17 protein-coding genes are annotated in these 18,921 nt (G+C 37.7%); 8 read left to right on the forward strand and 9 right to left on the reverse strand.

The genetic code is table 11. The features are described from left to right. Positions 1 to 2 precede the first annotated feature (2 nt). Positions 3 to 368 carry a nuclear transport factor 2 family protein gene (locus tag IPP32_09180; protein MBL0048250.1) on the forward strand — a complete coding sequence of 122 codons (366 nt, stop codon included), beginning with the start codon at positions 3 to 5 and terminating at the stop codon, positions 366 to 368. Positions 369 to 513: 145 nt separating this feature from the next. Here the strand turns inward: IPP32_09180 and IPP32_09185 are convergent, their stop codons facing one another. Next, entirely contained in the window at positions 514 to 933 is a 420-nt protein-coding gene (locus tag IPP32_09185; protein ID MBL0048251.1) for a nucleoside-diphosphate kinase, read from the reverse strand. Between the two features lie 97 nt (positions 934 to 1,030). On the opposite strand from IPP32_09185, the gene IPP32_09190 reads away from it, so the two are divergent. Then, positions 1,031 to 2,068, forward strand: coding sequence for a bifunctional oligoribonuclease/PAP phosphatase NrnA (locus IPP32_09190; protein MBL0048252.1), 1,038 nt, complete (start codon positions 1,031 to 1,033; stop codon positions 2,066 to 2,068). 88 nt (positions 2,069 to 2,156) lie between these two features. Here the strand turns inward: IPP32_09190 and IPP32_09195 are convergent, their stop codons facing one another. The 4 genes from IPP32_09195 to IPP32_09210 form a co-directional block, all read right to left on the reverse strand. Further along, the gene (locus IPP32_09195; GenBank protein MBL0048253.1) at positions 2,157 to 2,762 is read right to left on the reverse strand and encodes a hypothetical protein; all 606 of its coding nucleotides are present in this window, start codon (positions 2,760 to 2,762) and stop codon (positions 2,157 to 2,159) included. A gap of 1 nt (position 2,763) precedes the next feature. Beyond that, positions 2,764 to 3,276 carry an isopentenyl-diphosphate Delta-isomerase gene (gene idi / locus IPP32_09200; GenBank protein ID MBL0048254.1) on the reverse strand — a complete coding sequence of 171 codons (513 nt, stop codon included), beginning with the start codon at positions 3,274 to 3,276 and terminating at the stop codon, positions 2,764 to 2,766. Positions 3,277 to 3,281: 5 nt separating this feature from the next. Beyond that, positions 3,282 to 3,776 (reverse strand): hypothetical protein, encoded by a 495-nt coding sequence (locus tag IPP32_09205; GenBank protein MBL0048255.1) that lies wholly within the window; start codon positions 3,774 to 3,776, stop codon positions 3,282 to 3,284. Positions 3,777 to 3,888: 112 nt separating this feature from the next. After that, a complete protein-coding gene (locus IPP32_09210) occupies positions 3,889 to 4,881 on the reverse strand; it encodes an aldo/keto reductase (GenBank protein MBL0048256.1) in 993 nt (330 codons plus the stop codon). 92 nt (positions 4,882 to 4,973) lie between these two features. Between IPP32_09210 and IPP32_09215 the strand changes: the two genes are divergently transcribed. Further along, positions 4,974 to 5,690, forward strand: a complete 717-nt coding sequence (locus tag IPP32_09215) for a rhomboid family intramembrane serine protease (GenBank protein MBL0048257.1) — start codon at positions 4,974 to 4,976, stop codon at positions 5,688 to 5,690. Positions 5,691 to 6,043: 353 nt separating this feature from the next. Here IPP32_09215 and IPP32_09220 read toward each other — a convergent pair whose 3' ends face one another. Both IPP32_09220 and IPP32_09225 read right to left on the reverse strand, forming a co-directional pair. Then, complete coding sequence (locus IPP32_09220) at positions 6,044 to 8,521, reverse strand: carboxypeptidase-like regulatory domain-containing protein (GenBank protein MBL0048258.1); 2,478 nt, start codon at positions 8,519 to 8,521, stop codon at positions 6,044 to 6,046. After that, the gene (locus IPP32_09225; GenBank protein MBL0048259.1) at positions 8,494 to 10,179 is read right to left on the reverse strand and encodes a peptidase C45; all 1,686 of its coding nucleotides are present in this window, start codon (positions 10,177 to 10,179) and stop codon (positions 8,494 to 8,496) included. Before IPP32_09225 ends, IPP32_09220 begins: the two co-directional genes overlap by 28 nt. Before the next feature lie 204 nt (positions 10,180 to 10,383). Here IPP32_09225 and IPP32_09230 point away from each other — a divergent pair, with 204 nt between their 5' ends. From IPP32_09230 to IPP32_09245, 4 genes are all read left to right on the forward strand, one after another. Continuing rightward, positions 10,384 to 11,049: an endonuclease III gene (locus IPP32_09230; protein MBL0048260.1), complete on the forward strand. Its 666-nt coding sequence runs from the start codon at positions 10,384 to 10,386 to the stop codon at positions 11,047 to 11,049. A gap of 165 nt (positions 11,050 to 11,214) precedes the next feature. Next, on the forward strand, positions 11,215 to 11,505 hold the full coding sequence (locus IPP32_09235) for a hypothetical protein (GenBank protein ID MBL0048261.1): 291 nt from the start codon (positions 11,215 to 11,217) through the stop codon (positions 11,503 to 11,505). Positions 11,506 to 11,511: 6 nt separating this feature from the next. Further along, positions 11,512 to 13,566, forward strand: coding sequence for a polyphosphate kinase 1 (gene ppk1 / locus IPP32_09240; protein MBL0048262.1), 2,055 nt, complete (start codon positions 11,512 to 11,514; stop codon positions 13,564 to 13,566). Then, entirely contained in the window at positions 13,566 to 14,456 is an 891-nt protein-coding gene (locus IPP32_09245; protein ID MBL0048263.1) for an ethanolamine ammonia-lyase reactivating factor EutA, read from the forward strand. The genes ppk1 and IPP32_09245 overlap by 1 nt, the downstream gene beginning before the upstream one ends. Positions 14,457 to 14,534: 78 nt before the next feature. Here IPP32_09245 and IPP32_09250 read toward each other — a convergent pair whose 3' ends face one another. After that, on the reverse strand, positions 14,535 to 16,676 hold the full coding sequence (locus tag IPP32_09250; protein ID MBL0048264.1) for a T9SS type A sorting domain-containing protein: 2,142 nt from the start codon (positions 16,674 to 16,676) through the stop codon (positions 14,535 to 14,537). Positions 16,677 to 16,911: 235 nt separating this feature from the next. Here IPP32_09250 and IPP32_09255 point away from each other — a divergent pair, with 235 nt between their 5' ends. After that, positions 16,912 to 17,979: a putative phage abortive infection protein gene (locus tag IPP32_09255; GenBank protein ID MBL0048265.1), complete on the forward strand. Its 1,068-nt coding sequence runs from the start codon at positions 16,912 to 16,914 to the stop codon at positions 17,977 to 17,979. A 444-nt stretch (positions 17,980 to 18,423) separates the two neighbouring features. On the opposite strand, the gene IPP32_09260 is transcribed toward IPP32_09255, so the two are convergent. After that, positions 18,424 to 18,831 (reverse strand): SET domain-containing protein-lysine N-methyltransferase, encoded by a 408-nt coding sequence (locus tag IPP32_09260; GenBank protein ID MBL0048266.1) that lies wholly within the window; start codon positions 18,829 to 18,831, stop codon positions 18,424 to 18,426. Positions 18,832 to 18,921 lie beyond the last annotated feature (90 nt).

An 18,921-nucleotide genomic window follows, 5' to 3' on the forward strand; every position in this document is an offset into this window, starting at 1 on the left:
AAATGCTCTCCTCCGAAACTTGTAAAGCCATTGCCACCCGCTGGATGAACGCATTTAATGCACACGATATAATAGAGCTCCTAAATCTCTACGACGAAAGTGCCGTGCACTACAGCCCCAAATTACTCGAGCGAAAACCCGAAACAAAAGGACTTATAAAAGGAAAACCCGAATTGTACACCTGGTGGAAAGATGCCTTTGAACGCCTGCCAACACTAAGCTACAAACCAACCAAATTTATTGCCGAAGCCGACTGTATTTTTATGGAATACATCCGCAGCGTCGAAGGCGAAAAAGACCTAAAAGTAGGAGAGGTGCTCGAAATAAAAAACGACCGCATCATAGCTTCCCGGGTATATCACGGATAAAAAAAAATCTCTGCCAATATAAGCAGAGATTTTTTTATTAATATTTCGCTTGAATTAAAGAAGTAATTAAATCAACAACATCAAGCAAAAACCCTATGTGCACCCTATGTTCCCTATGCTCCTATGTGTTTCAAAAAAAACACCCTTAAAAACGCTCCAATTTCGAGAAAAAGAAATCACCCTCAATCTGAGCATTCTCATCGCTATCCGAACCATGCACCGCATTAGCAGCAATCGATTCAGCATATATTTTACGAATAGTACCCTCTGCAGCATCTTTAGGATTAGTAGCACCAATTAAAGTTCTGAAATCAGCAACTGCATTGTCCTTCTCTAATATAGCAGCAACAATTGGCCCCGAAGACATGTAATCCACCAATTCCCCATAAAAAGGACGGGCTTTGTGCACTTCATAAAACTTACCGGCCGCATCCTTACTCAATTGCGTGTATTTCATGGCAATTATTTTAAAACCACCATCGTTAATCATTTTTAAAATCCCGCCAATATAATTCTTTGCTGTGGCGTCAGGCTTAATCATTGTAAACGTTCTATTTGTTGACATTGTTTTTTTAGTTTAATTTTTCGAGCCGCAAAACTATAAAAATTCGCCCAATTCTGCCCCCTCATTTTTATTCTTATTTTTGAAGAAAATTAAATGTATGCTCAGCCCGCTAGAATTAGGTAGATTAAAGGAAGTCCTTCGCAAGAAGAAAGATATTGTTATAACCACCCACCTCAATCCCGATGGAGATGCCATTGGTTCCTCATTAGGACTATATAATTTTTTGTTAGCCAAAGGACACAAAGTAACGGTTATCCCACCCAACGATTATCCCGAGTTTTTATCCTGGATGGAAGGCTGCGACAAAATAATTCCTTACGATAAGAATGTTAAGAAATGCGCCAAACTCATTGCTTCCGCAGATATTATTTTCTGCCTCGATTACAATGCCTTGTCGCGCATCGACAAAATGGAAGAAGCTGTTAGCACTGCAAAAGGCTTTAAAATACTGGTGGATCACCACCTCTTTCCACAAAAATTTGCCGATATTAATTTCTCCGATACAAGTGCCTGTTCCACCTGTCAACTCATCTTCGAACTAATCGATGGGATAGGAGAGAAGGACATGCTCACCAAAGATATCAGCAATTGCTTGTATACCGGCATCATGACCGACACCGGTTCATTTCGTTTCGATGCTACCACTGCCGATACACATCGCATAGTGGCAGAATTGCTAGAAGCCGGAGCCCAAAAAACATTCATTCACGAGCAAGTCTACGATACCAATTCCGAAAACCGGATGAAGCTGCTTGGTCATGCACTGGCTCATAAACTCACGGTTTTAGAGGATTTCAAAACGGCTTTTATCAGCCTAAGCGCCGAAGAACTGGAGCGCTTCCACCACCAAAAAGGCGATACCGAAGGCTTTGTTAACTATGCCCTCTCGGTTAATAAAGTAAAATTTGCAGCTATTTTTATTGAGCGCGACGACATCGTAAAAATATCATTCCGCTCCAAAGGTAATTTTGACGCGAACACATTTGCACGCGAAAATTTTGAAGGTGGCGGTCACTTTAATGCCGCAGGCGCGCATTCCGACTTATCACTAGATGAAACACTGCTTAAATTTGTAGGACTCCTGCCAAAATACAAAGCACAACTCCTCTCAAACGAATCAAAACCCAAATCCTAATCACCAAGCCCTAAACAAAAAGTCACAAATCCAAACTCCTTAATCCTAAATCCGAATTCCCAAATCCTTAATCCTTAATCCCTTCACACTAAATCCTAAACTTCACACCAATCCCATTACTACTCAAGTTTACCTTATCCAAAAAACGATACAATTTCTTATTGCCATGGTTATTTTCCACAGCAAACATAACAGCATCAAAACACATTAAAAACGCGCCTTGCAGCATTATCGATTGCCCATAACCCTTGTAAACAGCCGATTTACTTTCTTGATTTTTGGCACGTTCGGTCAAATATAAACCAGCCGTTATATATGCTGCATCCAATGCAGCATTTGCCAAAAAAGTTTTTTCAATCGATTGCTGTTGCTTGAAACTTTTTTTCAAATCATAACTTTTCTTGTCGTTCACTGCCCCCAAATAACCGGTGGCAGCAAGCACCAAGTTTATTCCACCCCACATCATGTTCATTTTGTGAAAATTTTTATCCACTTCTGCATGTGTAGTGCTAAACCCATAAGCACCTGCAGCCACATTGGCTAAACTCCAAGCAGCAAGCACGGTCATGCCTTTTTTACTGATGTTGATACGCTCTTTGTTAAATTCATTCAACTCATCCACAGTTTGGGAGTTGGCAATGTTGCCAAGTGAAAGCAGGCATAGAGCAAGAAGTAAATTTTTTATTTTCATCATACTAAAGGTATTTCTTTAATGCATTAAAAGCAATTGGAAACCAAACAGAAAAAGCAGCACTATTGTTTTCAATTTCAGCAGCAATGGCTGGTATGGTGGCATAGCGCCATTCACTAACTTCGTGTGTATCAATTACCGGCAAACAATCACTATAACCAACATACACATGGTCAATTTCATGTTCAATTAAATCGTTTTCTAATTCGGTTTTATAATGAAAGGAGAATTTAAATTCCAGTGTACAATCAAATCCCATTTCCTCTTGCAACCTACGGTGAACTGCTGTTTCTAAGCTTTCGAATGGGCGTGGATGACTGCAACAGCTATTTGACCATTTGCCTTTTGAATGGTATTTTAATTCCGAACGCTTTTGTAATAAAAGTTCGTTCTTTGAATTTAAGATGAAGATAGAAAAAGCACGGTGCAATTCACCTTTAAGATGCGCTTCCACTTTATCCATTGTTCCTTGTTCACAGTCATTAACATCAACAAGTATAACGTGGTTGCTGAGCATAGTATTTATTTTGGCGGACTAACAGGCATCGTATCAAGGGTTGCCATAAATTCCGAAATGGATTTTTTTAAATTTTCGTTCTTAACTTTTTCAATATTCTGAACAATAAACTCCTTATCACTCTTTATATTGCCATTGTAGCGCAAAGCGGATGGAGTGTGCAGTTGAATACTCAAACGTAAAAATCGCAATTCTATATTCTCTAAATCATTTAGTATAGATTCATCCAATTTGCGTTTCCCTTCCTTGAAAAATTTTAACTTTTTAGGTGCTTCCTTCTCATGCTTGGCCATTTCGGCCATTACAGCGCCTTTATACCCCAACAACAAATTCTGATTCTTCTCATCAATTTGTGCAAGCATATCGTAAAGTTTCTTACATACTTCCTTATTGGTTCCCGATTTTGGATAAAGCTTACGCGCTTCTTCCACCTTAGCGTTTTGCGCAAAGCTGCAGGTAACCTGTATCAAAATAAAAACAATAATCAGAACTTTTCTCATGTAGTAAAGGAGAGTACAAATTTAATGAAAAAATGCTCGCTGTCAACAACAAATTATCCACCGCCGGCGGGGGCAGGGGATGGTAAATTGATGCGCCTTTTCAATAAAAAAATTAAAACTCCGCCTGCCTTGGCTTATTATTCAAAATCCCTTCAATTGTCAAAAGCACTTCATCTGTCAACAAGGGCAATACTTCTAACGAGGTAAGCGTTTCCTTCAATTGCTCAGGTTTTGAAGCTCCCAAAATTGCCGTACTCACATGCTTGTTTTTTAAAACCCATGCAATTGCTAGTTTGGGAAGTGATACCCCCAATTTAGTGGCCAACACTTTCATTTTTTCAGCCTTTTCCAAGTGGTTTTCAATCAACACCTTTTTCTTAAGCCACTCCATGCCATCCATTTCAAGCCGCGTATTCTTAGGCTTATTTTTAATACTGTATTTTCCGGTCAAAGCCCCCGATGCAAGCGGACTCCAAATGGTGGTGCCCAAGCCATGATGCGTAAATAAATGAATGAATTCTTTCTCCATTTTCTCCCGCTGAAACATATTGTATTCAGGCTGTTCCATAGTGGGGGGAATCAAATTATATTTTTGAGCCACCATAAAGGCTTCCATCAATTCATTACCACTCCATTCCGAAGTTCCCCAATACAATATTTTTCCTTGTCGTATCAAGTCATTCATGGCCCATACCGTTTCCTCCATAGGCGTATTCTTATCCGGTCGGTGACAAAAAAACAAGTCAATATATTCCGCTTGTAAACGGGTTAATGCGTCATTGCATCCTTCAATCACATGTTTTCGCGACAATCCGCGTTGATTCGGTTTGGATTTAGCACCGCGATATCCAAAATAAACTTTGCTCGAAATAAGGTACGAGCTCCGTTCCCATTTTTTCTTTTTTAATATTTTACCCATTACAATTTCGCTCTCTCCATTGGCATAAATTTCAGCATTGTCATAAAAATTTACACCCGCATCGTATGCCATGTCCATTAATCGCTCGGCTGTTTTATTCTCAATTTGCTTTCCAAATGTCAGCCAACTGCCTAAGGAGAGCGCACTTACTTGTAATCCTGATTTACCTAATCTTCTGTATTCCATTTTGTATTTTTATTTGGCTCAAATATACCGCTTATTGTGCCTTTATGACACCTTTATTTAACTGGTATAAGAATTGAATTCCTTTTCGCACAATGAGTTTATCTGCCTCCGAAAAAAGCAAACGATTTCACACCTGGTTCTTTCCAATCAGCTTTGTGTTCTTGCTTTGGATTGTGAAATTAGTTGAAGAGGTGTTTCATATCGAGCTCTTTACCTTCGGACTTTACCCCCGCGAAATTAAAGGTATTACCGGCGTTTTTATGGCGCCATTATTACATGCCGATTTTGGGCACTTGTTTTCTAATACGGTGCCACTGCTTGTGCTTGGTGCCGGACTTTTTTATTTCTACCGCCAAATCGGGTACAAAGCTTTCTTTTCTATTTACCTCATAACAGGTTTATGGGTATGGGTTTCTGCCCGCCCAAGCTATCACATCGGTGCAAGTGGTGTGGTGTATGGCTTGGCTTCCTTTCTCTTTTTTAGCGGATTAATAAGAGGACATAAATACCTTATGGCATTTTCTCTTTTCGTTGTGTTCCTTTATGGAAGCCTCATTTGGGGAGTACTACCTTTACAAATAGGCATTTCTTGGGAAAGTCACCTAATGGGAGCCGCAGCAGGATTATTGTGCAGCTTTTACTTTCGTAAGATAGGTTTACAAAAAGAAGAATTCGTTTGGGAAGAAGATACCAATGAAGAAGATGAAAACGCTCCTTGGCAAAATCCGGATGAAGAACCCCAAAAAATTGATGAAACTTCCCCAAATCCAATTGCTATTAACTACATCTTTAAAGAAAAAGGAGATTAAATTAATATGTAAATCTTAAAAAAATCATAATCATCTTAATAAATCAGCGTTCCTTACCACCCCCTGCCCCCGCCGGCGGGGGATATTAAAATCCGCTTCATACGCCTAATCCGTGTTCCATAAAAATCATGAATCAAAAAAGCTTCTCTAAATTTCGAAGGTGTCTAAATCTTAAATAAATCATAATCATCTTAATAAATCTGCGTTCATTTCTTTTATACCAATCCGCTACATCCGCCCAAGCCGCGTTCCATAAAAATCACTAATCAAAAAACGCTTCTCTAAATTCCGAACGTGTCAAAATCTTAAAAAAATCATAATCATCTTAATAAATCAGCGTTCCATTAATTCCTTTAAAATTCCAATTGCATTTTTACCCTTACTCCAAATTTTGTAATATCCGGATGATCCAGATAAGAAAGGCGCCACAGCGCATCCACTCGAAACACTTGAAAAATATTTTCAATTCCAGCACTCACTTCATAATAGGGATAACTAAGTGTATAAAGATGTGTAGGCAGTTGTAAAATGCGTTCATTCGATGCACTTAAATTCCCAATTAATCCTTTCCCACTCAACACTTCCCGCCAGTTTAGCTTTCGCACCAATGGAATTTTATTAAACAACAAGCCCTCAAAATGCTGCGATACCGCAACGCTCGCATATTGGTCACTCACAAATTCAAAATAATTCATCGTATTAAAGGTATTGTCATTCAATAAAAAAGTTTGATTTCCGGGATGCAATTCTAAAATAGGGTAGGGCACACTACCCCATATTTTTCCACCTTCAACCTTATATCTAAACGTTCCTAAAATCCCCAATTTCACTTTATCCTTAACACTTAAAACCAATTTTTGATAGGCATAATCGCCACCCAACAAACCTTTAACGCTCCAATAAAAATGCGCATCTAAAATAGGATATTGCGTTCCCAAACTAATGCGCTGAAAATTGCCGCCAATAAAACGTTCGCTATACGCAAATCGCGTATGCAGTGAAAACTCTACTGTAGTAATCTTCGAAACATTTACCAACTGGCCGAGCGTATTCTCTGCATCGTACTCCAAATCACCCACCGGAATTAACTCCTTGCGTTTAAATTGAAACTTATTTCCAAAGCCATTAAACCAATCCTTTTCAAAATACACATTCACTTCATGCACTCGATTGTAACTTCTAATTGCCGTTCTGCGCAAGGCCGACGTAATAATATTATCTTCCTTAAAAACACCTTGGGCCAATCCAAATTGTTCCACATCATCCCGATAACCGGCACTAAGCAAACTCCGAGGAATGCGCTTAAAGTAATAATTCGCCCTGCCGCCATATTTAAAACTTTTATCATTGGTTCCATAAGCCAAATAGCCATCCACTCCAAAGTGTTTGTCAAATTTTGTATTGGTGCGCGCACTCAATTTAAAGCGATTACCTTCGAGCGCATTAAAACTATAGGTTGTAAAATAAGGTCCAAAATCAACCACACCCCACGAATTATATCCCTTTACCACATTCATGTATAATTTAAACAGCGGAATTTTTGGAATCGAATCCGCAATTGTGTATACATCCTTATCGTGTTGTGAAAGTGAATCATGACGGGCATCCTTCCAATATTCCTCCTGTTTTGCATAACTACTGTCTTCCATCTCAATGTTATCCGGCTTTGCAAAAAAAGATTCTTCCCTAAATTCATTAATTTTAAAATTACGGTACGAACTCACTTTACTTCCCACAAAGTGCTGTTTGCGCAACTTATGCGGAACCAATATAGCAGCTTCAAAATTTAATCGATCGGTAGTAAGCATCCACACTTCCTTTTTTACTTGATTGTATTCTTGCTTAAATTCAAAATTTTGTATGTAGTTAATGTTAGCATCCTTTGCTATTCCAGCTTCCACACGCTTTACAGCAAATGTGGTGTCATTAATCCATAACTCGCCTGCAAAAGTAAGCTCCTGTTTTCGCTTTGGTTGAAAGGATATTCTATAACAATAACGATTGTCGATATACGCGCTATCCATCAAGTAATAGCGGTAAAAAGCAAAACCCGCATTCGATATAGGACTCACAAAAGCCCTTCCAAATACCATGATATCGTTGTCGTAAACATTTATGTTTTGATAGGTATCACCCAATAATCGCGATACACTTTCGTTTTGCATGCCTCCGGTTTTGGTGGCTTTAATTTTTTCCTTTTTCTGATTAGGGTTCCTTCTAAAATAAAAATCACTCAAAGATTCAGAAATAAATAGCGGCAAAAAATAATCGGTACCAACCGTATCCACATAATTAAATATAAAACGAAAGGGCCGCAGAAAAATATTCTTACGCAATTTCGATTGAAAATTTTTCATATCGAACTCTATTTTATTATAGACTTCGTATTCATAGGCCTCCAGCTTTGCTTTATTATTCACATCTTTATTGGCAAGGGTTGCACGAATAATGCGCCAGGCGGGATTTTCAAAATCTTTGGCATTTACCACCACTTCTTTTAAATCGGTTCCATTGGGTGTAAGCGCTATGTTCAGTTGCTTTACTTTATCTTTCTTAACAGCAACGGTTTTCCTTTTATAACCTACCAACGAAAAGCTTAACGAATCAGAAGCATAATAGGATTCAAGCATATAATTCCCTTCATCGTCCGAAAATGTACCAATCTTTGTTCCTTTAAATGTAACAATCACAAAAGGAATTACCTCATTTGTTTCCGTATCGCGAATCGTACCATAAATTTTTGTTGTTTGTGCCTCAACGCGAAGTGCAGCTATCAAAACAAGAAAAATACCAAGTCCAATTGTTATGATTTTGCCTTTTGTTCTGCGCACTTTTTTAATTGGTCTTGGATGTGTTTTACTTCCTTCTTCAATGGAATTTCTTTGCTTAACGCGATGTTATATTGCGCTTGTGCTGAAACATAATTTTTCGATTTTAAATAATAATCACCTAAAAGCGAATACACTTCAAACTGCTCCGGATTACTCGCAACAAAGGCCTTTTCCATTTTCGCACTGAGCTTCTTTCCATAATTTATACAATCGCTCACATAGTGTGAAATTACTTTATAATTCAAAAAATTACGATACGCTTGCGAATATAAAAATGAGTCTGCCGGAAGCGTTAAGTCGTTTTCACAAATTTCCCTTTTTTCTTTTAAACCTGCATAGGTTGCGAATATCTTATGTATATCATAACAGCGATATGCTCCTAACTGATAGTGATTAGTGCTCACCCAAATCAATCGCTTAGCCGGTTCCATAATTACCGAATGATGAGCAATAAGTTGATTAATAGATTTCTCATTCGCCATTCCAATATCTCTTCCCTTTAATCCTGCTCTGTTTCGCAAAATTTCAGCAACTTCCTTTGCACCTATCTTAGGATACTGCGATATTAATTCATCCATCCGCTGGTAGCGATACATGGAGGAGGAAGTGTTCTTATTTTCAATGTTCACAGCATCTGCTGCAAAGACACTGCTTTGAAAATTATTGGCGCAAATAATGTAATTATTAGTCGATTCAAACAATCCAATTTTTGTTGGCGATTTCTCTAAAATACTGGTATGCCCATCTTTCACCGAACCTAGCAAAATACTCTCCGAAACAAATGTCTTACGCTTTTCTGCAATAGCTTGTGCCTCCTTAATCGTGGAGGCATATTGCAAAATTTCACGAGCCACCAAAGATATAGGCGTGGCTGAACCACTTGGTATATCTGATTTAGAAGCATTAATAGTAACTGTAAGTCCTTGGTCATTCATCCCTGATACAGCTCCAACAAAACCTCCCCATGTAATGAATACAAATTTATTTCCATGTATCGGATTGTAAAAACAAACAACCTTATCTTGGGCAAACTCATCGCCAACATAAAAATCAAAATTTCGTCCTACAATTATACTACTATCCGCACTCTTTGCATCCCAGGCCGAAAAGGAAGTGCATCCAACAACCATATTCTTGTCTTGCAATGCATGTCCAATATCGTGCGCAGCATGGTAATTTAAGCTGCGTTGATACTTAGATCCAATAAAATCATACCTATCATTTAACGAATTTGAAACACCATATATTTCTTGTTTGTATTCTTCCGTTACATAAGCATCCAAATCACGGTTAAACCAAGCAATAGCATATTTTAAATAATTCAAATAGGTTTGAGAGGGGATAAGTTTTTTGAGTTGATGAATAAAATAATCCTCTTGCAATTGAACTAAATCCTTTGCTAATTTTCCATTAATGGTGCCGCGTTCAAAGGGATCCTCAGCTTCCACATACATCTCCCACAATCCACTGTTACTCTTTTTTATCCAACTATTTCCCAAAGTATAAAAATCGGTATCCATTTTAGTTCGCTGCAACGACATAGCCGCAAGGGATTTGGGAACAGGTGGATCGATAGTGGCAACAGAAATAAAATAGAAAACCAAGAGCAAAATCAATAACACAATCCCGCCAAGGGTAAAGAGTAAAATTTTTTTCATAACATTTTATGCGAACCCATTGAATAGAGTCTAAAATGGCTCGGGAAAGCACAAATGTAAGGATTCGCTGCTTCAAAAAACTGAAAACATGAAACCGAATGCTCAAAAATTGATAAAATACATACCGCTAAAGAAGGCTAACGCAATAAAAAACTTCCACAACCTTGTTCCTGATTTTATATATTAGCAATAAATATTTTTAACATGAAAACAAATTGGAATGTAGCAGTAGCGCCATTGCTAAAAGAATACGCTAAAAGGAAGCATCCGTTGGAGTATAATTCCATTTACGAATTAATTGTCATGGTTGTACTTTCCGCACAAAGCACCGATAAAATTGTGAATACAATTGCTCCTCAATTATTTCAGGCATTTCCTAACATGGAGGCCCTTTCGCGATGCGATGTGGAAACGCTTATTCCTTACATTACCAAAGTTCGAAATTTTAGAAATAAGGCCAATTGGTTAATAAAGATTGCAGGTCAAGTTAAGCAAGATAAAAATATCCCAAAAGCTATGGACGAATTAGTAAAACTTCCGGGAATTGGCCGTAAATCTGCCAACGTAATTATGCGCGAAGCAAAAGCTAAGGCGGTTGGTGTGATAGTCGATTTGCATGTACTTCGTGTTGCCCCTCGTTTAGGTATTGCAAGCCAAGCCAACAGCGAAGATGCTACAAAAATGGAAAAGGAACTCATGTCAGCTGTCGATCAAAAACACTGGGGAGAGCTTGGAATGGCTATTTCCTTCTTAGGAAGAGAAATCTGTCGCCCAAGCGACCCTTTGCACAGTAAATGCGTGATGAATAAAGTTTGCAACTATTACACAAAATCAAAAACCAAATCTAAACCGAAAGCAAAAAAGAAATAGGTAACAATGCTATTTTATCCGCAAGAAACATTCTAAAGACTTTCTGCTTTCATAAAAATGGAACAGCGGCCAATATTAAATTTTAGTTAAGAAATACCTAATTTTACTTGACTTTTAAAATCTATTTCTTATTTTGAGTTCAAAATTTATTAAATAAGTACGCAAATGACTAAAAAAGAACGTAAAGAACTGGAAGAAAAAATGATTGTTGCGATAACTGAAACAGTAAAATTGCACGGTCTAAAATCAACTGCTACATTTCTTAAAAGCGTTAAAAAGCACAGCAAAGTTATTGCTAAAAAATTAATGAAGGAACTTGCAGATAAAGCGAATCCACCGGCTGTTTCAGCCAATTCCGCCAAAAGGGGCGTCACCAAAAAAAGTGTAAAGTCTTCCAACTTAAAAGCTCCTGCCAGCAAAAAATCTCCTTCTTTAAGGAGAAAATCAAATGCTTAATTTTTTATGAACAAACAAAGTTTACCACTTATAAACCGCGAAATAAGTTGGCTATCATTTAATGCAAGAGTACTTCAAGAGGCCAACGATCCCAGCGTACCACTATTAGAACGATTAAAATTTTTAGGTATTTTTTCCAGCAATCGCGACGAATTCTTTAGAGTTCGCGTGGCAACGGTGCGCCGCATAATAAAAATTGGAGCCAAACCCAAAGAATTTGCAGGCGAAACACCCAAAGTGCTGATGGATAAAATCATGAAAGTGATAGCTCAACAGCAAGATGAGTTTGAAGCAACCTATGAAAAACTGCTCGGGGAATTGGTGCACAACAATATTTTTATCATCAACGAAAAGCAACTCAATCCCGAACAAGGCGCTTTTGTGAAAGCCTACTTCAAAGAAAATGTGCTTCCCTTTCTTTTTCCAATTATGCTCGATAATGTGGTGGAGTTTCCATGGCTAAAAGACAGGGCAATTTATCTCATCATTAAACTCGTAAGTCCAATTAAAAAAGACAAATTGGCCTTGGTAGAAATTCCTTCTGATAAAATTTCTCGCTTTTTGGTTTTACCAAAAGAAAATAAACATGTGATATTACTCGACGACGTGATACGTTATTGTTTGAAAGATATGTTCTTTCATTTCAATTACGATTTTGCTGAAGCCTATGCCATTAAAATGACACGCGATGCCGAACTCAATATCGAAAACGATGTTTCCAAAAGTTTGGTTAAGAAAATATCCGAAAGCGTGAAGCTTCGCAAAAAGGGCGACCCTGTGCGTTTAGAGGTGGATGAAGCCATTTCGCCTGATATCCTGCGTTTTATCGGCAAAAAAATTAAGATCCTAAAAAATGAAAATTTCATCAAAGGTGGACGTTATCACAATACGGTTGATTTTATAAATTTTCCAAAAATAGGCAGCAGCGAATTGCGCTATAAATTTCCACCCGCACTCGAACACCCCGATTTTAAAGACAATCAGAGCATCATGAAAGTGATACGGCAAAAGGATATCTTGCTAAGCTATCCCTATCAATCCTATCACCCCATCATCGATTTGTTGCGCGAAGCATCTATCGATCCTAAAGTAAAATCCATACAAATTACACTGTACAGAGTAGCCCGCAATTCGAATATTGTGAATGCCTTAATCAATGCCATTAAAAACGGTAAACAAGTTACGGCAATTGTAGAATTGCAAGCCCGTTTTGACGAAGAACAAAATATATTTTGGAGCAATCGCTTGCAGGAAGAAGGAGCAAGAGTAATTTACGGTGTGCCCGGATTAAAAGCGCATACCAAGCTTTTCCTCATTGAACGCGAAGAAAACGGCTTGCCAAAATATTATGCCCACATTGGAACCGGAAACTTTAATGAAGACACGTCAAAATTTTATTGCGACCACAGTTTACTCACTACGAATAAAAAAATTACGCAAGATGTAGTGGAAGTATTCAATTTTTACAGCGATAATTACAAAGCCGGCACTTACAAGGAATTGCTCGTTTCTCCCTTTAATATGCGTAAAAAGCTGGTTGCGCTTATTGATAGAGAAATTAAGGCTGCCAAAGAAAAAAAGGAAGCTTGGATTTTCTTAAAAATGAATAACCTCGTGGATGAAGCAATGATTAAAAAATTGTACGATGCGAGTAAAGCGGGAGTAAAAATCCGCCTTATTATTCGAAGCACCTGTTCGCTGGTAGCAGGAAAAAAAGGCTTAAGCGAAAATATTGAAGCGGTAAGTATCGTCGATAAATATTTAGAACACAGTCGTGTTTTTATTTTTTGCAATAGGGGAGAAGCTAAGTACTACATCGCTTCCGCGGATATTATGACACGTAATTTAGACCATCGCAGCGAGGTAGCCACACCAATTTTTGACACTGAAATTCAGCAAGAGCTAAAACAAATATTAGAAATTCAATGGGCTGGAAATACCAAAGCACGTATTCTTAATTCCACTCAGGACAACGTATACAAAAAAGGCGACCCTAAAAATAAAGTTAGGGCACAAGATGAAATTTACACCTATTTAAAAAACAAAAAAAGTAACAATTAATGAAATTTGCATCTATCGATATTGGGTCTAATGCTGTGCGGCTTTTGCTTTGTTCAGTTATGGAAGATGGGGGAGAAGTACTCTTTAAAAAAAATGAATTGGTGCGCATTCCCATTCGATTAGGTGAAGATGCATTTGTTGAAAAATTTATAAGCGAAGAAAAAATCAGAAGCCTTGTAAAAACCATGCAAGCTTTTCGATTGCTCATGGAAGTTTTTGGTGCAGTCGATTACCGCGCCTGCGCCACCAGTGCCATGCGTGAAGCCGGTAACGGAAATGAAATTATCGAACGTGTAAGGAGGGAAGCAGGTATCAACATCGAAATAATTCACGGTAAAATTGAAGCTGAAATTATTTATTCAAACCATATTGCCGAACACTTAGACCATGATTCTTCTTATTTATACATTGATGTCGGTGGCGGAAGTACAGAATTAACACTCTTTTCGGAAGGCAAAATAGTCTTTTCGCAATCCTTTAATATAGGTACCATCCGCTTGCTGCACGAAACAGTGAGCAAGGAACATTGGAGCGATTTTAAGGAAACGGTCCGCAACATCACTAAAAATTATCGCCCTTTAAAAGCAATCGGTTCGGGTGGAAACATCAATAAAATTTACAAAACACTCAAGAAAAAAGAAGGCAAAAGTTTGCAATACGATAAAATTAAAGAGTATAGTGAATACCTTAATTCCTTTACAGTTGAACAACGCATAACCAAACTTGGACTTAATCCCGATCGCGCTGATGTTATTCTTCCCGCTTCCAAAATATTTCTTAGCGTAATGAAAAATGCCGGCATCGACGAAATAATCGTTCCTCAAATTGGATTATCCGACGGCATCGTACACCTGCTCTACGAAAAATACCTAAGAGAAAAAGTGATGTAATCCGCATCTTTACTATGTGCCCTTTGCTCCTATGTGTTTAACACCAACCACCATAAAAATCCAAACTCATAATTCTTCCTAATGACAAATCACTAATTTCTGGCAGAGTAAATAATTGTCCTCAAGGCATTTCACAACATAAAATCCATTCGCAAATTGCTTAGTATCAATTTCAAGCTGAGCCAATGAAGTGGCTATTGAATAAATAAGTTCTCCCTCATTATTTCTAATTTCAATCGCTTTAAACTTGCCATTATTATTAAGATTCAGCTTTACTTTTTCCTTAGCGGGATTAGGATAAATCGCAAAAAGGGTATTCGAAGAATTTATTTTAGGAACATCAACAGTGATTGTTGCTACCGGCCTTTTCCAAACTCCGCCCCAAGCGGTTCCTACAAATAAATCACCATTCATGATCGCCATGCTTGATACATTCGAATTAAAAAGATTATCGCGAATGCTGGTCCAATTCGCTCCATAGTCGCGCGAGATTAAAATTTCTCCATAGGGATCTTCTCCTTGCCCCATACCTGCAAATAAATCCGTACCGTATTGATAAAATTTGTTCACTCTTCCAAATGGCATTCCTACTCCACTAATATTCCACGTTACGCCATTATCGGTTGACGCATACAATTGAAATCCTGCAGAAAGTAAAATGTTCGTGCCTGAAACAATGAGTTTATCAGCACTTGAAAATGCGCCAAGATTTAAAGCAGCACTATTATCTGTCCAACTGGTTCCGCCGTTATCTGAATAGTAAAGTCGTGCATCATAACTAGCTGTCTTCCCACAAACAATGATGCGTGTTCCGCTTTTTACAATCGAATTTAACTCCGTACCGGCAGGTATTCCTGTATTTGACGGAAGCCAATTGCCAAAGCTGGTTGTACTTTTATAAACACCCATAGTTGTTGCTGCAAATAAATCAGTTCCATCCAATAAAAATTGTTGTACATCGCATCCAATTGGAATACCCGGACTGCAATTCACCCATGTATTTCCATTATTACTGCTTCTGTACATTTTTGAATATCCTCCCTCAACTATGTCTGCGCCCACTTTAATAATATCATTGGCAAAAAACAAATCGTTTACAATTGGGCTGGGTATCCGGGTGTAGGTTAATCCTGCATCCGAAGTAATAAACATATCTCTATCGTAAGTGCTTGCAAATAAATTATTCCCATCAGGAAACAACGACACAGTGCGTGAATTAGCATAACCATAATTAGATTCATTCCATGTTGCTCCATTAGTAATACTTCGCTGAACCCCAATACCAAAGAAACTGGATATGCTTATAAATGCAGTTCCATTGTAGCACAATCGCTGATACTTCGTATTCACACTGCCGGAGAAATTAGTAAAGTTCAATCCATTATCAATTGTTAGATAAATATGTGGCTCTGTTATCACATATAAATTCCCATTCAATGCGTATAAATCTTCAATAGAATTATTATTTCCAATGGCTGGCATTAAACTCCAATGTATTCCACCATCCACCGATTTATACAACTCATTGCTGTATTGATGCACTAACCATAAAGTGCTTCCGGTTGAAACCATATTTACAATTATATCCTGCTGGCTTATTCCAATCGATGCTTTCGTCCAAGTAGTTGCAGCGGCCGAAGTTTTATACAATCCGGAATCTTGAAAGTTTACAAATAAATCATTCCCAATCACATGTATGTCATAAATTGCCGGATAAATAGTTCCTAGCACCGATGCTGTTGGCAAGGTATCCCAATTAATACCTAAATCATCGCTATACAATAAACCATCCGAATTTGTGGCAACAAAGATCCTATTTCCAATATGCTCTAATCCGGTTCCGTTCGTAAAGGAAAGTGCATTTTCAGTCCAGGTTTGTGCATGATCAGTCGATTGGTACAAGCGCTTCATAAAGGATGAAGTACCCATCATAAATATACTCTGACCAACGGTATCTATATCATCTACCGTCAAACTATGTTGATTAATCCCGTTTATGCGCTGTTCCCAAGTTTGACCATCATCAGTAGAAACAAAAATTCCACCGCCAATGGTGCCACTGATAAACATTCCCGAATTATCCACCATGACTTTTTTTGATATTCCTGCGGCAGGCCCTTTTGTTTGCAGCCATTGCGCCATAAGATGCAGGTTGCAACTTAAAAGAATGATTAATACCAAGTTCAATTTAATGAAGTGTGGTTTGTAGATTTTTTTCATGTTCAAGAGATTTTAGTGAATTGATAAGTACACAACAAATTAAGGCATACAATTTTGCTGATAAAATACCCACTGCGGGGTATTTTTAACAGCGGGGTAATACGTACTTTTTCTCAATAGATATCTTACATGACATAGGTAGCTGTTGATTCCATTTAAAAATTGCATTAATGGTTTATTTAAATTAATTTTCCATTTTGTTGGCTGATTTTGTTTTCATACCCAATACCAATTCATGAAAGCTTTAAAAAGAATATGGTCGGAATTATGGTTGCCGATTTTAATAATCCTATTTATTGCCCTTTTTTATAAGCAAATTCTGGTAAGCTTTCCACAATGGCTAACCAAAATATACTATCAAAATTTTCCAAGCGAAGAGTTAAACCCCACTATTACTGGGCCTATTGGCGATACTTTTGGTGGGATGTTGGGACCTCTCATAGCCCTCTTTGCAGCCTTTTTAACGTTCCTTGCTTTTTGGGTGCAGTTTAAAGCCAATGTCGAACAAAAACGAGATTTGCAAATCGAACGCTTTGAAAATAAATATTATGAATTACTGCGCTTTCACAAAGACAATATTTCTGAAATAAAAATTGACGGAAACGAAGGCATTGTCGAAAAACGAAAAGCATTTGTATCGATGTACAATGAATTTCGATATTCCTTTTGGTGTTGCAAAGATAAATACGATGAGCTACAGGAATCTGGTCTTTTGCAAAATCAATATACAGAAGAAGAGTTGGTAAGGCTAGCATATATCTTTTTTTTGGGTGGAGTTGGGGATAATTCCGATATGGTGAGCAAAGCAATCAATAAAATGCCGGCGCATTGTTTTGAAGATAAATTATTTTTTGCAGTACTTAATTATTTCAAACTCATCAAATCAAAATCCATTCGTCCCGCTTATATTGATGCGGATGGGAATCCTGTTATTCTGCGTTTACGTTATTTGCCCTGGGGTGGCCATCAAAGCCGTTTAGGGCATTATTACCGTCATTTATTTCAAACAGTAAAATACGTCGATAAGCAAGATGAAGATCTAATTTCTGATGCTGATAAGATAGAGTATTTAAGAATGCTGCGCGCGCAACTTTCAGATTATGAACAAGTGCTCTTATACTACAATGCCATTTCTCACTTTGGTGAAGGTTGGCTCGAAAACAACTACTTTACAAAGTATAAAATGATTCACAACATTCCGCTACCATTAGCATCATTTGGTATTAAACCACCCGAAAAATTTAAAGTAGAAATCGCAAAAGACCCCTCCATATTTGAATGGCTTGAAAATAAAAATGCTTGATTAAACTAGAGCGCACACTGCTACCCAAAAGGCAAAAACGTGTTATTTAAAAAGCTCCGAAAGAAAAACATTCGCTCGCATCTTGCGAGTGTCAGCTATTAAAAAGCCTCTGCTTCCCAAAAAATCATTCGCTCGCATCCTGCGAGTGTCAGCTATTAAAAAGCCTCTGGCTTCCCAAAAAATCATTCGCTCGCATCCTGCGAGTGTCAGCTATTAAAAAGCCTCTGGCTTCCCAAAAAATCATTCGCTCGCATCCTGCGAGTGTCAGCTATTAAAAAGCCTCTGCTGCCCAAAAAATCATTCGCTCGCATCCTGCGAGTGTTAGCTATTAAAAAGCCTCTGGCTTACAAAAAACCAAGGACTTGGTGTAGTTTGCAACTACGCCTTTTTATATTCCATCAACGCTCACACATTTTCCAAACTCAATTCACCAAAAATGTACAATTACAAAAACCCAATACACCCTTCACATCCGCAATTACATCTCAATTTTCCATCATGATGTGTTTCCCCATAATCAGCAGTAAGCTCTTCGTATTTTTTTATTTCACGTAAGGTGTAAAATTCCACATGAGTGGTAATTATTCTTACGTAAGTATTGGGTTTACAAGAGTGATTTATGTACTTTAATTTATCTTCATAATTGGTGGCATCCAAAGCAATATCCTCGTTTAACTCAACAATTGCAATTCTCTTGAGCTGCTTTGCCAATTTACGTGCCTTAGCGGTAGATATTATTTCACCTGTTAATTCACCTATTTTTCTGCGGGCAGGAAGCTTTGAATAAGCAAATAATCCCTTGCCATCAATTGTGCTTTTTTGTATTCTTAAATCAAATTCCGGGAGCGTCATTTTTAGTTTATTTTTATTTTCATAACGTTGTACAATAGTAAGTATTTGAAAAATTCATTCATCAAATATTTTTTGCACTCTAGTCCTAGT

The organism is Bacteroidota bacterium (assembly GCA_016721765.1).
Taxonomy (GTDB): Bacteria; Bacteroidota; Bacteroidia; order UBA4408; family UBA4408; genus UBA4408.